This is a genomic window from Chryseobacterium sp. FR048, from assembly GCF_056844665.1.
Map to the genome: position 1 here is coordinate 21,494 of NZ_JBXDSE010000007.1, position 21,833 is coordinate 43,326.

Here is a 21,833-nt window from a genome sequence, read left to right on the forward strand (position 1 = left end):
CTAATTAAGAACATAAATATATTATGAACCCCACTTTGTTCTTTAATAATACAAAAAGAATGAAGAATTTTGTGTTGTGATAGTTTATATTAAATACTCTGCATTTTCAGTTTACAAACCATCACATAGCTCAACAGGCTATTATCTCTGCTTGGAAGAATAAATCATCATAAATACTGTGTTCTCATTTTATATCACCAAATATAGATTTTTTTTAAGAGATTTAAAAAATTACTTCTTCATCGCCATCTTTATCATCAGGTTCATGGCTCAAAACACAATTCTAACACAACAAAATAATGACCTCCCCTGATCATTCTTGGGAGGTCATTACATATAGTTTTAGCAGAGATAAAACTGAAAAAATTAAAGAAACTCTTTCGGAACCGAAATATTATTTTTTTTCATGTATTCCAGAAGTCCCTGGTATTTATCTTCATATCCGTCTGTACTGCACTGGTGCGAAATGCTGCATATATCGGAAGGCTTAATGTCTAAAATAGCTGATATTTTAGTAAGGATTTCCAGGTTGATCTTCACCTTAGAATTCTCAATATCTGAATATGCTTTCTGGGAAATCCCCATTTCAAAAGCCATATACTCCTGCGTAAGATCTTTGCTCCTACGAATTTTTCTGATATTTTGTCCACACACTTTCATCCTTTTTGTTTTAGTAGTTTTCGGTATATTTTAGAAGATTATCTATTAGCCTCTAACAAAGTTAATAAATACCTTTGGCAAAACATTATACACGTTACATGATATTTATTTTCATCATAGAAAAAGCTGGAAAATAAGCCTCTTTTCAGAGAAAATATCACTTCGGTAAACACTATTGGAATTTATGGAGACGCAAAAATTTAATTATGACAATAATATTGTCAGAGCATTCCTCTATGCTACTATCGCATTCGGACTTGTAGGATTTCTGCTCGGGCTTACGGCCGCACTGATGCTTTTTTATCCTGAATTGCCTGAATTTTTATTCGGGACGGATGATACAACAATTAAAAGTCTGGCATCGGGTAATATTCAGGGACTGATCAATACTCAGGGTGCTATGGGCTTCGGAAGAATCAGAATGCTTCACACGAGTGCTGTAATTTTTGCTTTTGTCTGTAATTCCTTCTTCTGCGGTGCTTACTACAGTATGCAGCGACTCCTGAAAACAAGAATGTATAGTGATGCGCTTTCATGGATTCACTTCTGGTCATGGCAGTTGATGATTATCTCTGTAGTGATTACATTCCTGATGGGAATCAATACGTCTAAAGAATATGCTGAACATGAGTGGCCTATTGATATTTTAATTACGTTCTCATGGGTCATCTTCGGAATCAATATGTTCGGAACGATTGCCAAAAGAAGGGTAAGACATTTATATGTAGCGATCTGGTTCTATATGGCCACATGGATTGCCGTAGCCATGCTTCACATCTTCAATAACCTGGAAGTTCCTTTATCTTTCACAAGCTGGAAATCTTATTCTGTATATGCAGGTGTAAAAGATGCATTGGTACAATGGTGGTATGGGCACAATGCGGTAGCATTCGTATTAACCACCCCTGTATTGGGTCTGATGTATTACTTTATGCCAAAAGCTGCTCAGCGACCGGTATTCTCATACAAATTATCCATTATTCACTTCTGGTCGCTGATCTTTGTATACTTATGGGCCGGGCCTCACCACCTGCAATATACTGCATTACCGGCATGGGCTCAGGCTGTGGGAACAGGATTCTCTATTATGCTGATTGCCCCATCATGGGGAGGGATGCTGAATGGTCTTCTTACCTTGAGAGGAGCATGGGATAAAGTAAGGGAAAATCCTATCCTGAAATTCTTTGTGGTGGCTGTTACCTGCTATGGTATGGCAACTTTCGAAGGACCTTTATTAGCAACAAAATCATTAAATAAAATCGGGCACTATACCGACTGGGTGATTGGTCACGTACACTTGGGAGCTCTTGGATGGAATGGTTTCATGGCATTCGGAGTAGTTTATTACCTGGTACCAATCATGTGGAGAACACCCCTTTGGTCTAAAAAATTAGCCAACTGGCACTTCTGGCTGGGAACATTAGGAATCATTTTCTATGCAGTTCCGATGTATATCTCAGGATTCACACAGGGATTGATGTGGAAACAGTTCAACCCGGACGGAACTCTATTATGGAAAAACTGGTTAGATACAGTAACCGCAATTATTCCTTACTTTAAAATGAGATTCTTAGGAGGTGTGCTTTATCTGTCCGGAGCAATTTTAATGGTGATCAACGTCATCAAAACGGTTAAAGCCGGTTCATTCCAGAAAGAAGTACCTGCTGAAGCTCCTGCATTAGCCAACATCGGTGGAGCAAGAAAAGAAGGAGAAGGGGTACACTTATGGCTGGAAAGAACGCCTACCCTGCTTGCTATCTTAGCTTTCATTACGGTAGCCATCGGTGGACTTGTGGAAATCATTCCTACCCTATCACTGAAACAAAGTGTTCCTACCATTACCGCAGTAAAACCATACACTCCACTGGAGCTTGAAGGTAGAGATCTTTATATCCGTGAAGGTTGTAACGCCTGCCACTCGCAGATGATCAGACCGTTCCGTGATGAGGTTTTAAGATTTGAAGGAAAAAACGGACAATATTCAAAAGCTGGAGAATTTGTGTATGACAGACCATTCCTTTGGGGATCTAAAAGAACCGGACCGGATCTTCACAGAGAAGGAGGCAGAAACCCGGATTCATGGCACTTCAAACATATGTATAACCCAAGGATTACTTCCGCAGGTTCTATCATGCCACGTTTCCCATGGTTAATTACCAACCAACTGGATCGTACGCAGATGGTGGATAAAATGAAACTGATGAAAAACTCTTTTGATGTACCGTACACAAAAGCTCAGATCGACTCAGCTAATCAGTGGGCAGACAACCAGTCAAAAGCGATTGTAAAAAGAATATATGCAGAAGCTGCTGATGTAAAAGATCAGATGACCAAGGAAAAAACAGCAAAAGGATCAGCTTATATCCCATTGGAACAAAGAGAAATTGTAGCGATGATCGCTTATCTTCAAAGATTAGGTACCGACATCAAGACGACACAGATCCAAACTGCAAGCGTAGACTAATCATTAAAATTGTATTGTCATGAAAACGAGAACCCCTATTTCAATATATATCGCAACCACGATAGGCTTAACGATAATGGCCTTTGAAATGTTCGCCAGCGATTCAGGCTACTTTTCATCACCTTTTTTCTGGGCGTTGATACTGATTGCTATCATCCTTCTTCTCATCATGAATTCCATAGGAGATCTGATCGAAAATGAAAACTTCGCCCGCTTACCGGAAGAAGAAAAACAAAAATATCTGGCAGAAAAAAATGTTCCTTATTACCAGAAACTATGGAACTCTGCTTTCAAAAAGCAGTCTGTGACAGAGGAAAAAGATATTCTGATCGACCATGGTTTCGATGGGATCACAGAGCTTGATAATTCTCTTCCTAAATGGTGGATCGGTCTGTTCTGGTTCGGATGTATATTCTGTGTGGTATATCTTACGGCCTTTACCTTTACAGATTATGCCCATCCGGAAGCTGAGTACACCAAAGAAGCGAAAACGATGCTGGCTTCCATTGAGGAATATGAAAAAAGTGCTCCTCAGATCGATCTGGAATCTGCCAAATACAGTGCTGATAATATCGCAGAAGGTCAGGAACTTTTCAAGACCAATTGTGTAACCTGCCACGGAGACGGAGGGAAAGGAGGTATTGGTCCTAACCTTACCGACACTCACTGGATCAACATCAAAGAAAAAAGTTTATTTAAAAATGTATTCTGGATGCTTGAAAACGGTTCTCCCAACAATCCTACCATGAGACCTTTCATCAAAGAAGGAACCATCACGGGAAGAGATGCTGAAAAAATTGCAGCCTATATTTATCATATTAATCAGGAAACTGCTCCTATTAGCCCGGCTCAAGGTGGTGCCACACCACAGGGAGAAGAGGTAAAATGGGAAAACGGAAACGAATAAAAATTTATTATCTTTTTATACAAACCATGCCATGCCCCCTTTAGAACTACACTAACATTTGAATTTTCATTTTTGCTAACTAACCTTTTCAACATTAAAAAATGATATAAAGGGGGCATTTTAAAGCATAAAAATCCGCACCTTGGCTCGTCTTACTCAACTATTCACTTGACAACTACAGACTAAAAATTCCATAATAGGCCAGCCAAGGCAGGATTTTTGCATTCGCAAAAGGGTACCACAACAAAGAGTGAATAAATTAGTATTATTATCTTTGTTACAAACCCATTTCATTTGAAACTAAAAATCAACAAAAGAAAACTTCTAAGGCGTATTGCAATAACCTTTATTTCAGTATTGGTATTTCTTACCCTGTTGATACTAAGCTTAAGACTTCCCGCCGTTCAGAATTTCATCAAAGACCGGCTTATTGTTTACCTTGAGAAAAAGATCAAAACTCCGGTAAGCCTTGAAAGAGTTTATATCGGATTTCCCAACAGCCTTGTGATGGAAAACCTTTACCTCAAAGGACAGGATGTAGATACTCTTTTGGCGGTTAAAAAGCTGGATGTAGGTTTACATATGCTGAAGCTGCTCAATTCAACGGCTGACATTACTTCTGTAGATCTGGAAGGTGCCCGTGCCAATGTGGTACGAAAGCCCGACGGCAAATTCAATTTCGATTATATCATTGATGCTTTTGCAACCAGTGATAAGGAAGAAAGTTCGTCCAAGCCCTTCATTATTTCCCTTGATAAAATTAATCTAAAAGATATTGGGGTCACTTTCAACGACCAGCAGTCGAAGAATGACATTAAGCTCTACTTCAAATCTTTTGATACAAGAGTAAAAAAATTCGATCTCAATAAAAATACCTACGCTGTCAATGATATTAATCTGGATGGATTAAAATTAAAGTTAAAGCAGGGGATTGTAGAGGAAGTTTCTAAAAAAGTTGAGAAAAAAGTAGATTCTCTTAATGAGAAAAAACCAATGAATATCGGGCTTAGAGGCATCAAGCTTACCAATTTTGATATTGATTATGGAGATGACAATACCAAAACATTTGCCAAGGTTTTATTTAAGGAATTAAGCACAAAGGTTAATAAACTTGATCTTGAAAACAATTCCTACAACGTTGCCAATGTCTTCCTTTCCGGGGCAGATATTAATGCCAACCTTTATCTTCCTGCCCAGAATGCTCAGCCTAAAAATACCAAAGAACCTGAAGTTTCAAAAGCTTCGGATCAGGATAAAGCGATGAAATTGCTTTTAGGCAAGCTGGTTCTTAATGATGTAAAAGCAACTTACAACAATACAGCCATTGCTCCCACCAAACAAGGAATGGACTTCAACCACCTGAATTTTTCAAAAATGAATGTGGAAGTGAGAAGTTTCAAAATGGAGAACAATACTTTTGCAGGAACTGTTAATTCCGCAGAAATCCAGGAGTCACGAGGCTTGGATATTCAAAAATTCAACACAGATTTCGTCTATGCAGAAAAAGAGGCTTATCTCAAGGATCTTTATCTTCAGACTCCGAAAACTTTAGTGCGTAATGAGGTTATTTTAAATTACAACTCTATCGATCAGCTGAGTTCAAACCTTGGAGCAGTAAAAATTTCAGCCAATATTAAAGATTCAAAAATCGGTTTTTCAGATATTCTGAATCTGGTGCCTACTTTAAGAAATACAGTTCCATTTAATAAATACCCGAATGCCATTCTTAATGTCAATGCCAATGTAAAAGGCAGTGTAAATGACCTTTTGATCCGGGATCTTAAAGTATCAGGTCTGGATCAGCTGAGAGTCGTTGCTTCAGGAAAGGTTAAAAACGCGATGAATCCTGATCAGCTGTCTTATGATCTGAACATCGGGGAATTTTCTTCTGAGGCCAGAACCATCTTTAATCTTGTTCCTAAAAATACAATTCCATCCAATATTTCACTTCCTTCTCATTTCAGCATTAAAGGAAATGCAAAAGGAACCACCAAAGTGGTAAATGCAGACCTCAACCTCTACTCCACTCTTGGGAATGCGGCAGTTATTGCCAATGTTGATATGCGCAGGAAAAATCATGAATTGTATGATGTGAAAGCCAATCTTCAGGGCGTACAGGTAGGAAAAATCATCCAAAACAAAGATATAGGCCCGGTTACGGCACAGATTGCGGCAAAAGGAGAAAGCTTTGATTTCAAAAATGCCAATGCATACTTAAAAGGGCATGTTGCTTCAGCAGTCTACAAAGGATACCGTTACCAGAACATGAATTTGACAGGCAAGATCAACAAAGGGGCTTACCATGTAATTTTAGATTCAAAAGACCCGAATGCCAGCTTACTGCTTACTGCTTCCGGAGTTTATGATGAAAAAAATCCTACGGTAAAAGTGAATGGTGAGGTGATCAAACTGGATGTCAACAAACTTGGTTTTTATGAAAAGCCAATGATCATTGCCGGAAAAATTGATGGGGATTTTACAAGTCTTGATCCGAATAATCTGAACGGCTATTTGAACCTGAAAGATTTTGCATTTTCTGATACCAAAGAAGTTTATCCTGTACAGGAACTGAATCTGAAAGCCTCCTCTACTGCAGACTCTACTCAGATCATTTTCAATTCTCAGGTTGCAGACGTAGAGTTGAAAGGAAAATATAAGCTTACCCAGATTTTTGGAGCTTTAACGCAGACAGTCAACCAATATTATCAGTTTCAGAAACCTGATAAAAGCCAGAAAATTGATCCGGGACAGCATTTTGCTTTCACCGCAAAAATTAAAAATGATGATATTATCAGAAAATTTGTTCCTGATCTGAAAAGTTTTGAAACCATTAATTTAACAGGAAACTATGATGCCGATTCTCAGAAAATTGAAATCGACGGACAGGTTCCGCAGCTGCTTTATGGTGAAAATACGATTGAAAACGGAGTTTTAAAAGTAACCAATGAAAACCAGGCACTGCAATACAGCCTGAATGTAGCAGCTTTGAAAAGTTCCAGTTTTTCTTTAAATAAAATCAATATCGATGGGGATGTTGCTGACAACACCATCAGGTATAATATCACCACAAAAGATGAAAAAGATGCGACCCGATTCCTTATTGCGGGAAGTGCCAAATCATTGAATGATATTACGGAAGTCTCTTTAAATCCAAATGGTTTAAAACTCAACTACACCGACTGGAATGTTGCTGAAAACAACAAAATTCAGATCAGCAACAAAGGAATTCTTGCAGACAATTTTATTCTTTCCAATGCGGGTAGTGAGATTTCTATCCAGTCTGAAAGCCCAAGCCCAAGCAGCCCTTTGAATATTTCACTGAAAGATTTTAAGATCGAAACCATTACAGAACTTATTAAAAAAGATACTGTTCTGGCAAGAGGAACAATCAACGGGAAGGCTCAGCTGAGGGATGTGATGAAAGATATGACTTTCACTTCGGATTTAAACATTACCGATCTGATCGTATATGGAAGTCCGGTAGGAAATCTGGCAGTAAAGGTCAACAATGCTTCACCTAAAATCTTAAATGCTGATATTGCTCTTTCCGGAAACAATAATGATGTGAAAATTCTTGGAGATTACAATACTTCCTCGAGTACATTCGACCTGAATATGGCGATCAACCAGCTTCAGATGAAGAGTATTCAAGGTTTCTCAATGAATGCGATTACCAATACGGAAGGCTATCTCTCCGGGAACTTAAAGATCACCGGAACTTCTGACAAACCGAATATTTTAGGAAAAGTAAAATTCAATGATGCCGGCCTGGAGATTGCCAAAACAGGAAGTGACTTCAGAAAACTGAACGATGAGATTGATTTTACCAGCCGTGGTATCGAATTTAATAAGTTTAAAATTAACGATAAAGACGGAAATGCTCTTGTGGTAGACGGACAGGTTCTTACCCAGACTTACAGGGACTTCGCATTTAACCTGAATGTGAATGCAAAAGATTTCAAAGTCGTAAACTCAGAAAAAACAAATGATGCGATGATGTACGGAATTCTTGCGATTGATGCCGGACTTCGTATCCGTGGAAATCTGGATTTGCCAAAAGTAGACGGAAGACTGAGTGTTTCAGACAATACGGATTTCACTTTTGTATTGCCTCAGTCTACACCATCGTTACAGGAAAGAGACGGTATTGTAGAATTTATTGATCAGGATCAGGTTGTCTTAAACAAAACAGTAAAAACGGATTCTCTTAATGCACAAAGCCGTATCAAAGGGATGGATGTAAGTGTTAATATTGAAATAAGCAAAGAAGCTAAACTTTCTCTGATCATTGATAAAGCAAATGGAGATTTTGTACAGCTTCAGGGGGAAGCGGAACTGACCGGAGGAATTGATCCTTCAGGAAAAACAACTCTTGTTGGGGTGTATGAAGTCAACAAAGGAAGCTATGATCTTTCGGTAAGTTTCCTGAAACGTAAATTCGATATTCAGAAAGGAAGTACCATTACCTGGACCGGGGAACCTACCATGGCGATCATGAATATTACTGCCGTATATAAAACCGAAGCCCCTCCTATTGATCTTGTGGAACAGCAGGTCAGCGGACAGAGCGCTTCCGTAATGAATCAGTATAAACAGAGAATACCTTTCAACACTTTATTGAAGATGAAAGGTGAACTTTTGAAACCTCAGCTTAGTTTTGACATTACTACAGAGGAAAAGAATAATTCTATATCGACCAATGTAAAGGAGGTTATCGATCAAAAACTGGCTCAGCTCAGAACGCAGGAGTCTGAAATGAATAAACAGGTATTTGCTTTACTCCTTCTGAACCGATTCATCGGAGAAAACCCGTTTGAGAGTGGTGCCGGAATGTCCGCAGAAACGATGGCAAGACAGAGTGTAAGTAAAATTCTTTCTCAACAGCTGAACAATCTTGCCTCAGGACTTATAAAAGGCGTGGATCTGAATTTCGGTCTTGATTCTTCGGAGGATTATTCTACCGGAGAGAAAAATACCAGAACCGACCTGAACGTAGACATCAGTAAAAAACTGTTGAATGATAGGCTGAAAGTGACTGTAGGAAGTAATTTCGGACTGGAAGGACAAGCCCGTCAGAATGAAAATATGACCAATATTGCCGGTAATGTTTCTGTAGATTACAGCCTTTCCAAAGATGGAAGGTATATGCTGCGGGCATATCGTAAGGACGAATATCAGGTAGCTCTTCAGGGGCAGATCATTGAAACCGGAGTCGGGTTTATCATTACTCTGGATTATGACAAATTCAGGGAGATATTCCAGAAGTCCAAAGAGAAGAAACCTAAAAAGAATCAAAACAATCAAGTGGTAGAATTTAAGTAATGAGTAAAACATTCCCTATATATTGTAAATCTCTGTTGGTTTCCGGATTGGCATCAACAGTAATCTCCTGCAGCAATACAAGATTTCTGAAAGAAGGCCAGATGCTCTATACCGGAGCTAAGGTAAAGATCGAAAACGATACTATCCCGAAAAAAGAAAAGCAGAACCTTCAGTCTGCCCTGGAAGCGAATCTTACTCCCAAGCCTAATTCTACATTTCTAGGAATGCGTCCTAAGCTGTATTTCTATAATATTGCCAAAGAGCCTAAGAAGGATAAAGGTTTTAATTACTGGCTTAAGTATAAAATGGGTGAAAAGCCTGTATTATTGGGAGACGTAGATCGTGAATTCAATAAGGATATTATTGAGAATTATTCTGAAAACAAAGGGTATTTCAATGCGCGGGCTACTTATGATACGGTTTCAAAGAATAAAAAAGCGCAGGTCATTTATACGGTAAGACCCGGTGCCAGGTATCTTGTGGACGGGGTGAAATTTCAGAAAGATTCTACACTCGTCAATCAGGAAATTCAGAGTTTAACGAATAAAACACTTCTTAAAAATGGTCAGCCTTTTGATCTGGACGTCATCAAGGCGGAAAGGGAAAGAATTGATAACGGTTTAAAAGAAAGAGGTTTTTATTATTTCCATCCGGATAATATCATTGTACAGGCAGACAGTACGGTAAGCAAAAATCATAAAGTAGAGCTGAATGTAAAGCTAAAGGAGAACACTCCTGATCTGGCTACTCAACAATTCAGTATTGATAAGGTGGTGGTGTTTCCCAATTACAATATTCAGGATGTAAAAGACGGGAAATACAGTATTCCTATGAATCAGGATTCTCTTTCTAAATATGCTTTTGATGATATTTATGTGATTGACCCACAGCACAAATTCAAACCGAAAATTTTCGACAGAGCACTGTATTTTAAACAAGGAGATCTTTATAACCGATCGAATCATAATCTTACGCTGAACCGATTGATCAGCTTAGGAGTATTCAAGTTTGTGAAAAATGAATTTATTACTTCAGATTCTTTACAGCATAAGTTTGATGCCTATTATTTATTGACACCAAAAAAAATCCAGTCCCTCCGTCTTGAAGCTTTAGGAAGGACCAATTCTGCCAACTATGCAGGGAGTGAGCTGAACCTGAACTGGACGCACAGAAATTTCTTCCGAGGTGCTGAACAATTCAAAGCCGCCATCTACGGAGCTTTTGATTTCCAGATGGGAGGTGCTCAGGATGCCAACAACATCTTCCGTGCAGGAACTAATGTACAGCTTTCCATCCCAAGGATTGTTGCTCCTTTCCGTTTTCATTCTTCCAGTGAATTTGTTCCAAGAACGAATATTACATTGGGATATGAATTCCAAAACAGAACAAAGTATTATACCCTTAATAACTTCACAGCTTCATTTGGGTACTTATGGAAAGAAAATGCAAGAAAGGAACATGAACTGAAAGTGATTGACATCACCCTAGTTTCTCCACAAAAAGTTACAGATCTGTACACAACAGAGTCTGCAAATAATCCTGCCATGCAACGGGTTGTAGCGAAACAGCTGATCTTTGGACCTACCTATTCCTACACCTACACCAATACCATGCTCCCTAAAACCAATACTTTTTATTATAAAGGGACATTGGATCTGGCAGGAAATATTACAGGTCTGGTAACCGGTGCTGATGCCAAAAACGATAAACAAAAAGAAATCTTCGGAATTCCTTTCAGTCAATATGCCAAGATTGAAAACGATTTCAGATTCTATCATAAGTTTACGGAAAAATCTTCTTTGGCCACGAGGTTTATTGGCGGAATTGCCTATCCATACGGAAATTCAGAATTCGTTCCTTTCTCTAAGCAGTTTTTCTCCGGAGGGAGTAACAGTATCAGAGCATTCCGTGCAAGAACTTTAGGTCCGGGAAGTTTTGACCCCAGAACCATAGGTCAGGGTATTTACTTCGATCAGTCCGGAGATATAAAGCTTGAACTAAATGCCGAATACCGTGCTAATCTTTATAAATTTCTGAATGCTGCCGTTTTTGTGGATGCCGGAAATATATGGCTTATCAACAATGATACCAGCCGACCTGGCGGAAAATTCACCAAAGATTTTTTAAATGAAATTGCTGTAGGCGCCGGAGTGGGGCTGAGACTGGATTTTTCTATCCTGATTTTAAGATTAGACCTGGCGATGCCATTGAGAGTTCCTTATTATGCCAAGGGAGACCGCTGGACATTTGATAAGATCAACTTCGGTGATCCGGGCTGGAGAAAAGATAATCTTGTTTTTAATATTGCTATTGGCTATCCATTTTAATATAGTTTGATATGATTAATAATGCTAAATTTTTCTGGGAGGTTCTGAAAGATACGTTTACAGAATGGAACAACTCTTCTGCATCAAAAGATTCGGCGAGTCTGGCCTATTATGCTATTTTTTCTATCCCGGGATTATTGATCATTATCATTTGGGTACTCGGAAACTTTTTCGGTGAAGAAGCAATCCGGGGGCAGATCAGTACACAGATCAGCGGCATTATGGGACCTGATGTTGCCAAAAGTATTGAAGGAATGCTGGCAGGTGCCCTGATTGACAAAAAAAATATTTTCATGAAAGCTGTGGGAGTAGGAGCTTTGGTTTTTGGTTCCACTACCCTGTTCTTTCAGCTGCAACATACGTTGAATGCACTTTGGGATGTAGAAGCTGCTCCCAAAAAAGCTTTACTTAAATTTTTATTGGACAGGGCCAATTCTCTCGGGATGATTCTCATTTTGGGTTTCTTACTGATGATCACAATGGTTTTGTCCTCCCTTATCAGTCTTTTTAATAAGATCATCACCCAATACTTTGGATTTGAGACGTATATGCTCGTTGAATTCGTCAATTTCTCAATCGGATTCGGACTTGTTATGCTTCTATTTGCCTTGATGTTTAAAGTATTACCTGATATACAGATTAGCTGGAAGTCCGTTTGGCGGGGTGCTTTTTTAACAACGGTATTATTTACACTGGGAAAATTTTTATTAAGTCTTTATTTCAACCAGGTAAAACCTACTTCAGCATTTGGAGCTGCCGGAACAGTGATTCTGATTATGATGTGGATCAACTACTCCTGCATGTTGATCTTTTTCGGAGCTAAATTCACGAAAGTATATACGTATAAAAAAGGCTATGAAGTGGTTCTCTCCAAACATGCACGATGGACTCCTGCCAAACTCTATGCCGATAGCCTGAAACAAATGGCTGGCAAAAAAGACCATGAAATCCCGAATGTGCCGGACTCAAAACAATTGTAAAATATCTGATATAGTTAGAATAAAAAAGCCTTTTGAAAATTCAAAAGGCTTCTATTTTTTACATTCTGTTTACGGTTCCTATTCCCAGCAGTTCTAACGCTTTTTTGATCGTTTTCGCTGTCAGGTCCGAAATATTTAAACGGAATTGTTTTACATTTTCATCTTCCTGATTCAGGATCGGATTATTCTGATAGAACGAGTTGTATGTTTTTACAAGGTCATATACATAATTGGCCACTAAAGCAGGACTTAATGTTTCTGCAGATTTTGCCACTACTGTTTTAAAGTTAGCCAGCTGCATGATCAATTCCTTCTCAGATTGGTTTAATTCAATATCAGCCGTTTCTGTCTGCAAAGTACCCGCTTTGGCTAACAACGACTGAATACGTGCATAGGTATATTGGATAAATGGCCCTGTATTTCCGTTGAAGTCAATACTTTCAGCCGGGTTGAAAAGCATTTTTTTCTTAGGATCCACTTTCAGCATGAAATATTTTAATGCTCCCAATCCTACCGTTTCATAAGATGCTTCTTTATCTTCTTCTGAAAGGGTTTCAAGTTTTCCTAGTTCCTGAGCTTTTGATTTTGCGGTTTCATACATTTCCTGCATCAGATCATCGGCATCTACCACAGTTCCTTCACGGGACTTCATTTTACCTTCCGGTAATTCTACCATTCCATAAGAAAGGTGGAATAGCTGATCTGCCCACTGGTATCCTAATTTTTTAAGGATTTTAAATAAGACCTGGAAGTGATAATCCTGCTCATTTCCTACGGTATAGATCAGCTTCTGAATATCGTTTTGTTTAAAACGCTCCACTGCCGTACCCAAATCCTGAGTCATATAAACAGAGGTACCGTCTGAACGTAAAAGTAGTTTTTGATCAAGACCTTCATCTGTCAGGTCACACCAAACAGAACCGTCTTCTTTCTGATACAGTACTCCTTTCTCCAATCCTTCCTGAATAAGATCTTTTCCTAAGATATAAGTATTGCTTTCATATTGAACCTGGTCAAAGTCAACGCCTAGTCTTTTATAGGTTTCATTGAATCCTTTGTATACCCAGGAATTCATTTCAGCCCAAAGATTTCTTACTGTTTCGTCACCATTTTCCCAATCAAGAAGCATTTTCTGAGCTTCTTTTATCATTGGGGCATCTTTTTTAGCCTGCTCCTCTTCTACTCCCTGACCTACAAGTTCTGAAATCTCTTTTTTATAATTTTTGTCAAACTCAACGTAATAGTTCCCTACAAATTTATCTCCTTTTGTATGGGTAGTTTCAGGAGTTTCTCCGTTTCCGAATTTCTCCCATGCCAACATCGATTTACAGATATGAATCCCTCTGTCGTTGATGATCTGAGTTTTTATCACATCATAGCCAGCCTCTTTCAGGATCTGAGCAACAGAAAATCCTAACAGGTTATTTCTGATGTGTCCTAAGTGCAAAGGCTTATTGGTATTGGGTGAAGAATATTCTACCATTACTGTAGCATTCTTCTTTTCTATTGTTGAAAAACCGTCGCTTACCGATCTGAAGTTATCTACGAAAAACTGGTTTTTAACTTTAACGTTAAGGAAACCTTTTACTACATTAAAGCTTTCGAAAAGTTCGGTCTGCTCTGTTAAAGCTTCCCCTAACTCAACCCCAATGCTTTCAGGATTTTTTTTCAATTGCTTCACCAATGGAAAGGTAACGATCGTAAAATCGCCTTCAAATTCCGTTTTATTTTCCTGAACTTCCAGTTTGATGTCTTTCAACTGATAGACATTCAAAATGACTTCTGAAAGTTTCTGTTCTATAATATCTTTAATATTCATCTCAAAATTTAAAGTACAAATTTAGTGAAATAAAAAAGACAAGCCCATAATACAAAGCCAGACATTCAATCATTTGACAGATTTTTTAAATATTTACATTGAAAACCAACATCATGCACATATTTTCTCTATATTTATTATACTCATTAAACAAAACTTTATTATGAAAAATCTAAAAAAATTCACGAAAACAGATCTTAAAAAAATTACTGCCGGAAATGCACCATGCTGCGAGCCATGGGGGAAATGCCCTACTGGCTACAAACAATGTCAGGCATGGGGCGCGTGTGTACCTAAATCCGAAAATTGTGGAGGATAAAAAAGAGCTCATATAAGCTCTCTTCTCCTTAAATATGTCTATAAAAAAACCGCCCGAAGGCGGTTTTATCTTTAAGAATTTATTCTTTTCTGAAAACGAGAATGGCTTCATCATTTCCAGGTTCACTGTCTAAATTCTTACTGTTATCTAGTATTCTGAGTTCAGTATCAGAAAATCCGTCTATTTCTTTTTTCAACGTTTTAGAAATTCCAGCTTCTGTATAGGTAAGGGTAAGGGTACTATACAGTTTATCAAAATTCCATTTACCAGGAAAAGATTCAACTTTATTACAATTGCCGGTTGACTCTGCAACAGCATACCTTTCATATACTCCAGAGAAATCAGCGTTAATCAGCAACTGTCCTTTACGTTCGCAGTCACTCAACATAACATCTTTTCCTCTAAATTCATATTTATATGGTTTCCAGCTTCCATTTACATTTTGATTTTCAACGGTTACATTTCTATCATCATCACTGGAACATGATGCTACTCCTAACAAAAGAAGAATTCCTATAAAAAGTCTCATATAAAGTATTTAAGTTATTTAAACAGAATCGTTGTCTAAACAACAGGTTATTAATTAAAATTTATCCCAGAAGATCTTCGTGGTCACTTTGTCTCCGCCTATTTTTGCAGCAGCAGCTTTAACATATGTTGCATTTAGAAGATATTCCTGATCTGAATAAAACATTCTAACAGGAACTCCCTCCACTAATGAACCTGCAGGATTCACAAATACCGGGTAATCATACTTTCTTGTAAAATTCCAGGCTTGGAAACCTTTATTAAACATAGCTACCCATGATTGTTCTCCCAATGATTTTTTCCAGTTTGCAGCATCATACGGATTAGCAGCAACATAAGCCATAGCATTTGCATTACTCACTCCATACTCTACCATTGAAGCCATAATTGCCTCTGAATATATACCAGCAGCAGTACCACCAACACTAAATCCTCTCTGTGCAGCTTCTGCTCTCAAGAAAGAAATTTCAGTATAATCTAACAAGAATCCTTGAGCATTTTCTCCTGAAATAGCATCAGTAAAATGTGAGAAATCATCAAATTCATTTTCTGAACCGTATTCTCCACCTACGAAAGCACCCGCTACTTTTGTAAACCAAATATCTCTTCTTGGATCATTTTTAGAGTTCATAAAATTAATCAAAACATCTGACGGAATAAAGTCATTTCTACCAGACTGGATGACATCCTGATAAACAGGATTAGACAATAACCCTGAAGGGAAAGTCTGCAGACCGAAATTATCCTGTTTATCAGTAAACAATCCGGCATTGTATGCTGCTTCCGCATACGTTTTAGAAAGTGCAGGTTCTACATCCGCTAAAGTAACAGCTAGTTTAAACTTCAATGAATTTCCCATTTTCTTCCATTTGGACATGTCTCCTTTATAGATAAGATCATTGGAATATCCTGTTGTAGAAGTATTCATCATCGCAATTGCGGCATCAATCCTTTTAATAAGATCCAAATAAATGGTTTTGGCATCATCATAAGGAATTTCTGCATTCCCTGGGTTTTCTGCAGTAGCCTTTAAGGCTCCAAAGTAAGGAACATCTCCATAAGTATCTACTAAGTTAGCCCATGCATAAACATTGGTCAACTCTATCATGGCTATATTATTATTTTTCTTAACCGTTTCTACGCCTTCTGTTTCAAGAAATCTTCTGGCATCTCTCAATGCGGATAAAACTCCGGGAGAATTAGCTGTAGCTAAAGCTGAAGACATCATACGATTGTAATGATTCCTTGGAATTGGTCTTGCTGTCATATTGTAATTACTCTCATCTACGTATGTTGTTTCCGCCCATTGCTGAGTAAAAAAACGAGTTATATTACGGTTAACATTTACATTCAAAACCTGATTAAGTAATGCCTGTTCTGCACTGGCAAAAAGTACTCCCGAAGGAACTTCTGTGGGGTGTTTCGGATCTTCATTCAGTGACGTTATATCTCTTTCACATGAAGTAGACGTTAATGTTAATGAAGCCAAACCTATGATTAAAAATAATTTTTTCATTTTTTAGAATTTTAAAGTTACATCAATACCAATATCACGAGTTGTAGGAAGCGATCCTATCGACTGCCCTTTAGCAGCTAAACCATTACCTGTTCCTGTTTCAGGATCTGCATAAGGCAGGTTCTTGTGAATAATCCAAAGGTTTCTACCTACTATAGAGATTTTTGCATCTCTGATCCCAGTATTCGCTAAAACTGATTTTGGTAAATTGTATCCGATACTTGCTTCTCTCAGCTTCACATAAGAAGCATCATATACAAATCTTTTATTTGGCATGGCGTTATATCCATCAACACGTCCACTAATTCCCGGCTGAGAAGTTGGAGTGGTGTTTACATTTCCATTCGGATTTACCCCTGGATATACAATTCCACTTTCTCTATAGTCAGCAGTTTCTGCGTATAGACCAGTTGAGATTCCGTATCCCATATCCGGAGAAAATACATCTCCTCCTTTTTTCACATCAATAAGGAAACTTACTGAAAACTCTTTATAACGGAAACTGTTTCTTACACCTCCTACCCAATCTGGGGTAATATTTCCAATAATCTGGTTATTATTTTTCAGGTATCTTCCTGTTGTTGCATTAATAACTTTTTCTCCGTTAGCATCATATACATAATCAGACCCAACTAAAGCTCCAAAAGCTTCACCTACACGGGCATTCATAGAGACATTATTTTGATAACTTGCTAACAAATAATTCTGTGAATTTCCGTTTAATGAAATTACCTCATTATCATTTTTAGACCAGTTTACATTTACATCCCAAGTAAAGTTATTGGTTTTAAATGGTGTACCATTCAATTGAACTTCTATCCCTTTATTATTAATCTGTCCTGCATTTACAAGGAAAGTTCTGTATCCTGTTGCAGAAGAAACCGGAAGATTAATAATCTGGTCAAATGTTCTTGTTTTATAAATAGCAATGTCAAAACCTAATCTGTTTTTGAAGAACTGAGCTTCCATACCAAATTCAGTTTCTTTTGATCTTTGAGGTTTTAAGTTTGGATTGGCAAGGAAATAAGGTTGATCGAATAAACCTTCTCCTCTTGCTTTAAATGTGTTTACCAATCTGTAGTTAGTGGTAGAGGAACCTACTTCAGCATAATTTGCTCTTACTTTCCAGAAACTTAACCAAGGTTGTTTTACAAGTTCTGATAAAATTACAGCACCTGTTACTGATGGATAACCATAGCTGTTATTTCCTTTTGGTAAATTAGACGATTGATCGACACGATAAGTACCATCTATGAATAAGAAGTTTTTATATCCAAAAGATGCAGTAGCATATAAACTTGAAGTTAGGAATCTTGCATAGTTTTCATCAGGAGGAAGTATTGTTCTCACTGAGTTGGATATTGCAAATAAACCAGGCTTTGATAAACCTCCTTCTGTACTCATATACACATTATCGATCAGGTTTCTTCTAACGTTCCCTCCAACAATACCGCTTACATTCAGATCAGAAGTAATATCAAATTTATAATTTGCAAATAAATCAAAATTCAATTCGGTATTCTTTACGTTTGTTCTTGCATAACCTGAGGTAACGTTTAACCCTGAAGCACCAAATACCTGTGGCAGTGATCCGTTCATTAATCTTTCTTCTACCACCATTTGTAAATCATCGTAAGATAATTTACCTGTAATTCCGAAATTTTTAGAAATATCATACTTCAACTGTGCATAACTGAACACCCTGGTTCTGTCATCAGACTGATAGTTTTGATACCTCTGGAAATAAGGGTTGTTCCAGAATTGAGGAGTTCCGTTTGATGGCGAAGTTCTGTTCCATGAAACGTTAGAATTACCATTATTAGCATAGGCATCTCTCAATGCAAGTACATCAACGTTTGTTTGCCACCATTGTCTGAATCCTGAGAGAATATTATCTGAATACCCCGTTTCATTACGCCCTTTTGTATCTTGTAAAGTTAAAGTCGTGAAAACAGAAGCATGCAATTTATCTGTAAAGTCATGGTTGAATTTAGCTGAAATTGTATTTTTTCTCAATTCAGAATTTGGCATCAAACCATTGGAAAGCATATTGGAATAGGATAAGGAAAGATTAGAAGTCTTGTTTCCTTTTTCAATGGTAATTGTATTAACGTATGTGACTGGTGTTTCAAAAAATTTGATAGGTCCGTTTTTAGCTGCAACCCAAGGCGTTGGTTTTCCGTAATTAGGAGAATGTGGATCATATGAATCCCACTGGTATACTAACAGGCTAGGGTTAAATGCAGGTCCATAAGATGCATCATCTCCAAAGTTGGCATAGTTATATCCATCGGGAGAAAGTTTACTATTAAACTTACTTGTATATCCTGCACCGTATTTTGACTGATAGGTAGGGAAAGTAGATTTATCAATAAAACCAGCCGTAATTCCGGAGTTTAAAGTAACTCCCCAACTTCCGTCATTAGTTCCTCTACCACTTTTAGTAACAATCAGGATTACCCCGTCGCTTCCTCGTTCCCCATAAAGAGCTGATGCTGCTGCACCTTTCAAAACGTTGATTGATTCAATATCTTCCTGATTAATATCTGATAAAAAGTTACCATAATCGAATGAAGCACCTGTTGAAACGGTTGTATTATTAACAGGAGATCCATCAATTACAATAAGGGGAGATCCTCCTGACAGAGATTTATATCCTCTGATCAAAAGGTTTGCAGATCCGCCAAAGTTGTTGTTTGTATTTACCTGTAATCCGGCAACCTTCCCAGAAAGAAGTGACGCTACGTTTCCTGTATTGGTCGTTCCGCCGGTTAGTTCTGCGGCTTTTACTTCTTCAGAAGCATAACCCAGTGATTTTTTTTCTCTTTTAATCCCGAGAGCAGTTACTACTACGCCCTCAATCTCTTTTGTTTTAATAGTATCATTCTTTTGCTGGGCATTGGCAACAGCTATGGAAGAAGACAGTACTAAAACAAGAAGACTTGCTGTTAGTTTCTTCATATCAAATTAATTTTTGTGACTGTACAAATTTGTAAAACTTTCTTAATACCACAAAGCAAAATTTGAAAAAAATATCATTTATTCAATATTTAAGAAAAAATAATGATTAAAAAATAATAAAATTAGTTAAAACCAATACATTTAACGAAAATCAAATATTTAAACATTATATTTTTTTAGGAAATAATAACAATCATTTAAATTGATATTATCTATACTTTTACAGCGTATTTAGCTATATAACATACTGAATCTCAATACAGTGAACTAATTTTATTAAAGAAAATGTTTCACTTAGTGTAGAAATACAATGCTATGCATATTTTTTTTATTCATCAAAAATTTTTGTTTAAGGCCCTACAAAAACGAAAAAACCGCCCGAAGGCGGTAGTAAAATATATTAAAAATTTGTATTGGTTACTTCAACCAGAATGGTGCATATTGATTTGTTTTTGAAAACGCATCATTCTTCATCATGTTCGGAACATTTGCAGAGTTTGCAACATATTCAGACTGTGGATAAATCAATCTTACAGGTCTTGTAGCAGTAGTTGCACCAACAGGCATAGGAGTAACAGGGAATCCTGTTTTAGTATAACTGATAAATGTCTCTGTCGGATTAATGTTAGTTAAAGCAATCCATCTTTGATATTGAATAGCAGCGATCTTATTGGTAGAAGCATTCCATCCAACATTAGCTTTGGTATTACTATTTGCAATATAATTATTTGCAGAAGTAGCTGAAATCCCATAGAAAGTAAACGAAGCTCTGATCCCTGCTTCAAAATGAGCTTGTCCACCGCTGAATTTTGCAGGATATAATACAGCTGCTTCAGACTGCAATAATTCTGCCTCAGCCAAAGACATTACTATACCATCTTGTTTGGAACCTTCGCTGGAACTAATTTGACCACTTGAATTAAGTACTAGAAACTGTTTTATACCTAACCCAGCATAGTCACCTCCCGCGTTACTTGGATTAGATGTTACCCCTTGTTGTAGACCATAAAAACCTTCAAAGCCATCCGTAATCTCAGCATCTTCTAAATTAGCCCATGCATTAGCATAGAACATTCTTTGTATTCTAGAATCTACTACTCCAGAGGTAAGAGGCGTTCTTCCCATCATATTATCAACAATATTAGCACTTGCTAATACTAACCTATAGTTCGCACTAATTTCACCACTAGTTATATTAATAGCTCCATAGCCTCTATATAATGGATTCTGTTGCGCTACAGAAGCTGAACTATATCCAGGATTTATAATCGCTGATTCAGTAATAAAACCTTTAGATAACGTCGGCCATGTATTCATTGCAGAATCTCTATAAGCAGTTACCGATGAATCTGTTGCACCTGATAGCCTTACTAACATTTTAAGCTTAACAGTATTACCAAATTTAATCCAATCAGCTGCAACACCTTTAAACATAACATCGGAAGAAGCAAGAATTGTAGGAGGAGTTGTAGTATTCAATAAAGCTAAAGCTTCATCTAACTCTTTTAACAAAGCTCTATATACTTCCTGTCCTTTATCATACTTAGGAGTAACGTTACCTTGAAATTTAAAAGCCTCAGAATATGGTACATCATTATACAAATCCACAATAGTTTGCATGTAATAAGCTTTCATAATTTTTGCTGCTGCAACATAACCAGGATACGCTGCATTAGCATTTGGAGTATCTATAATTCTTTGTAAATTTCCAATTCCAATATAGTAATTATCCCATATTCCATTGTAAAAAGTACTATTAACGTTCATTTTCATTTCATCGTCAAACGGTGCGGTATATTGATATATATTACCCACCCATGCATTCATCATCAAATTTCCAAATCGGTTTAATGTAACTGAATGTGTTGCATGTAAGGTTGTTTCGGCAGCAGCTAACCTTTCTTTAGGAGACAACTCACTGTTATACGCTTCATTGTCATTATGGTTGACATCAATAAAATCATTCGAGCAAGAAGCAGAACTCAATAATAATGCTGCTATAGCAGATGTATAAAGTATTTTTTTCATTT

12 protein-coding genes are annotated in these 21,833 nt (G+C 37.4%); 6 read left to right on the forward strand and 6 right to left on the reverse strand.

Going from position 1 to position 21,833, the window contains the following annotated elements:
* Window positions 1–366: 366 nt before the first annotated feature.
* Entirely contained in the window at window positions 367–660 is a 294-nt protein-coding gene (locus tag AC106K_RS18865; RefSeq protein WP_047097729.1) for a helix-turn-helix domain-containing protein, read from the reverse strand.
* Window positions 661–844: 184 nt separating this feature from the next.
* On the opposite strand from AC106K_RS18865, the gene ccoN reads away from it, so the two are divergent.
* The 5 genes from ccoN (at window position 845) to AC106K_RS18890 (ending at window position 12,660) form a co-directional block, all read left to right on the forward strand.
* Window positions 845–3,124, forward strand: a complete 2,280-nt coding sequence (gene ccoN / locus AC106K_RS18870; RefSeq protein WP_482446999.1) for a cytochrome-c oxidase, cbb3-type subunit I — start codon at window positions 845–847, stop codon at window positions 3,122–3,124.
* A 19-nt stretch (window positions 3,125–3,143) separates the two neighbouring features.
* The gene (locus AC106K_RS18875; RefSeq protein WP_482447001.1) at window positions 3,144–4,031 is read left to right on the forward strand and encodes a cbb3-type cytochrome c oxidase N-terminal domain-containing protein; all 888 of its coding nucleotides are present in this window, start codon (window positions 3,144–3,146) and stop codon (window positions 4,029–4,031) included.
* Between the two features lie 294 nt (window positions 4,032–4,325).
* Window positions 4,326–9,353 carry a translocation/assembly module TamB domain-containing protein gene (locus AC106K_RS18880; protein ID WP_482447002.1) on the forward strand — a complete coding sequence of 1,676 codons (5,028 nt, stop codon included), beginning with the start codon at window positions 4,326–4,328 and terminating at the stop codon, window positions 9,351–9,353.
* Entirely contained in the window at window positions 9,353–11,680 is a 2,328-nt protein-coding gene (gene tamL / locus AC106K_RS18885) for a translocation and assembly module lipoprotein TamL (protein WP_482447003.1), read from the forward strand. The genes AC106K_RS18880 and tamL overlap by 1 nt, the downstream gene beginning before the upstream one ends.
* An 11-nt stretch (window positions 11,681–11,691) precedes the next feature.
* Window positions 11,692–12,660: a YihY/virulence factor BrkB family protein gene (locus AC106K_RS18890; protein ID WP_482447005.1), complete on the forward strand. Its 969-nt coding sequence runs from the start codon at window positions 11,692–11,694 to the stop codon at window positions 12,658–12,660.
* A 58-nt stretch (window positions 12,661–12,718) separates the two neighbouring features.
* Here AC106K_RS18890 and argS read toward each other — a convergent pair whose 3' ends face one another.
* A complete protein-coding gene (argS, locus tag AC106K_RS18895) occupies window positions 12,719–14,479 on the reverse strand; it encodes an arginine--tRNA ligase (RefSeq protein WP_482447007.1) in 1,761 nt (586 codons plus the stop codon).
* A 163-nt stretch (window positions 14,480–14,642) separates the two neighbouring features.
* Between argS and AC106K_RS18900 the strand changes: the two genes are divergently transcribed.
* The gene (locus tag AC106K_RS18900; RefSeq protein WP_482447008.1) at window positions 14,643–14,798 is read left to right on the forward strand and encodes a hypothetical protein; all 156 of its coding nucleotides are present in this window, start codon (window positions 14,643–14,645) and stop codon (window positions 14,796–14,798) included.
* Between the two features lie 79 nt (window positions 14,799–14,877).
* On the opposite strand, the gene AC106K_RS18905 is transcribed toward AC106K_RS18900, so the two are convergent.
* From AC106K_RS18905 to AC106K_RS18920, 4 genes are all read right to left on the reverse strand, one after another.
* Window positions 14,878–15,327 (reverse strand): lipocalin-like domain-containing protein, encoded by a 450-nt coding sequence (locus AC106K_RS18905; protein ID WP_482447009.1) that lies wholly within the window; start codon window positions 15,325–15,327, stop codon window positions 14,878–14,880.
* Window positions 15,328–15,381: 54 nt separating this feature from the next.
* On the reverse strand, window positions 15,382–16,842 hold the full coding sequence (locus AC106K_RS18910; RefSeq protein ID WP_482447011.1) for a SusD/RagB family nutrient-binding outer membrane lipoprotein: 1,461 nt from the start codon (window positions 16,840–16,842) through the stop codon (window positions 15,382–15,384).
* A 3-nt stretch (window positions 16,843–16,845) separates the two neighbouring features.
* Entirely contained in the window at window positions 16,846–19,803 is a 2,958-nt protein-coding gene (locus AC106K_RS18915) for a SusC/RagA family TonB-linked outer membrane protein (RefSeq protein ID WP_482447012.1), read from the reverse strand.
* A 417-nt stretch (window positions 19,804–20,220) separates the two neighbouring features.
* Window positions 20,221–21,831, reverse strand: a complete 1,611-nt coding sequence (locus AC106K_RS18920) for a SusD/RagB family nutrient-binding outer membrane lipoprotein (RefSeq protein ID WP_482447013.1) — start codon at window positions 21,829–21,831, stop codon at window positions 20,221–20,223.
* Between the last annotated feature and the right edge of the window lie 2 nt (window positions 21,832–21,833).

Excerpts from the sequence above, each read along its gene's own strand:
- AC106K_RS18865 (WP_047097729.1), bottom strand. The coding sequence starts at position 660 with ATGAAAGTGTGTGGACAAAATATCAGAAAAATTCGTAGGAGCAAAGAT.
- ccoN (WP_482446999.1), top strand. The coding sequence starts at position 845 with ATGGAGACGCAAAAATTTAATTATGACAATAATATTGTCAGAGCATTC.
- AC106K_RS18875 (WP_482447001.1), top strand. The coding sequence starts at position 3,144 with ATGAAAACGAGAACCCCTATTTCAATATATATCGCAACCACGATAGGC.
- tamL (WP_482447003.1), top strand. The coding sequence starts at position 9,353 with ATGAGTAAAACATTCCCTATATATTGTAAATCTCTGTTGGTTTCCGGA.
- AC106K_RS18890 (WP_482447005.1), top strand. The coding sequence starts at position 11,692 with ATGATTAATAATGCTAAATTTTTCTGGGAGGTTCTGAAAGATACGTTT.
- argS (WP_482447007.1), bottom strand. The coding sequence starts at position 14,479 with ATGAATATTAAAGATATTATAGAACAGAAACTTTCAGAAGTCATTTTG.
- AC106K_RS18900 (WP_482447008.1), top strand. The coding sequence starts at position 14,643 with ATGAAAAATCTAAAAAAATTCACGAAAACAGATCTTAAAAAAATTACT.
- AC106K_RS18905 (WP_482447009.1), bottom strand. The coding sequence starts at position 15,327 with ATGAGACTTTTTATAGGAATTCTTCTTTTGTTAGGAGTAGCATCATGT.
- AC106K_RS18910 (WP_482447011.1), bottom strand. The coding sequence starts at position 16,842 with ATGAAAAAATTATTTTTAATCATAGGTTTGGCTTCATTAACATTAACG.
- AC106K_RS18915 (WP_482447012.1), bottom strand. The coding sequence starts at position 19,803 with ATGAAGAAACTAACAGCAAGTCTTCTTGTTTTAGTACTGTCTTCTTCC.
- AC106K_RS18920 (WP_482447013.1), bottom strand. The coding sequence starts at position 21,831 with ATGAAAAAAATACTTTATACATCTGCTATAGCAGCATTATTATTGAGT.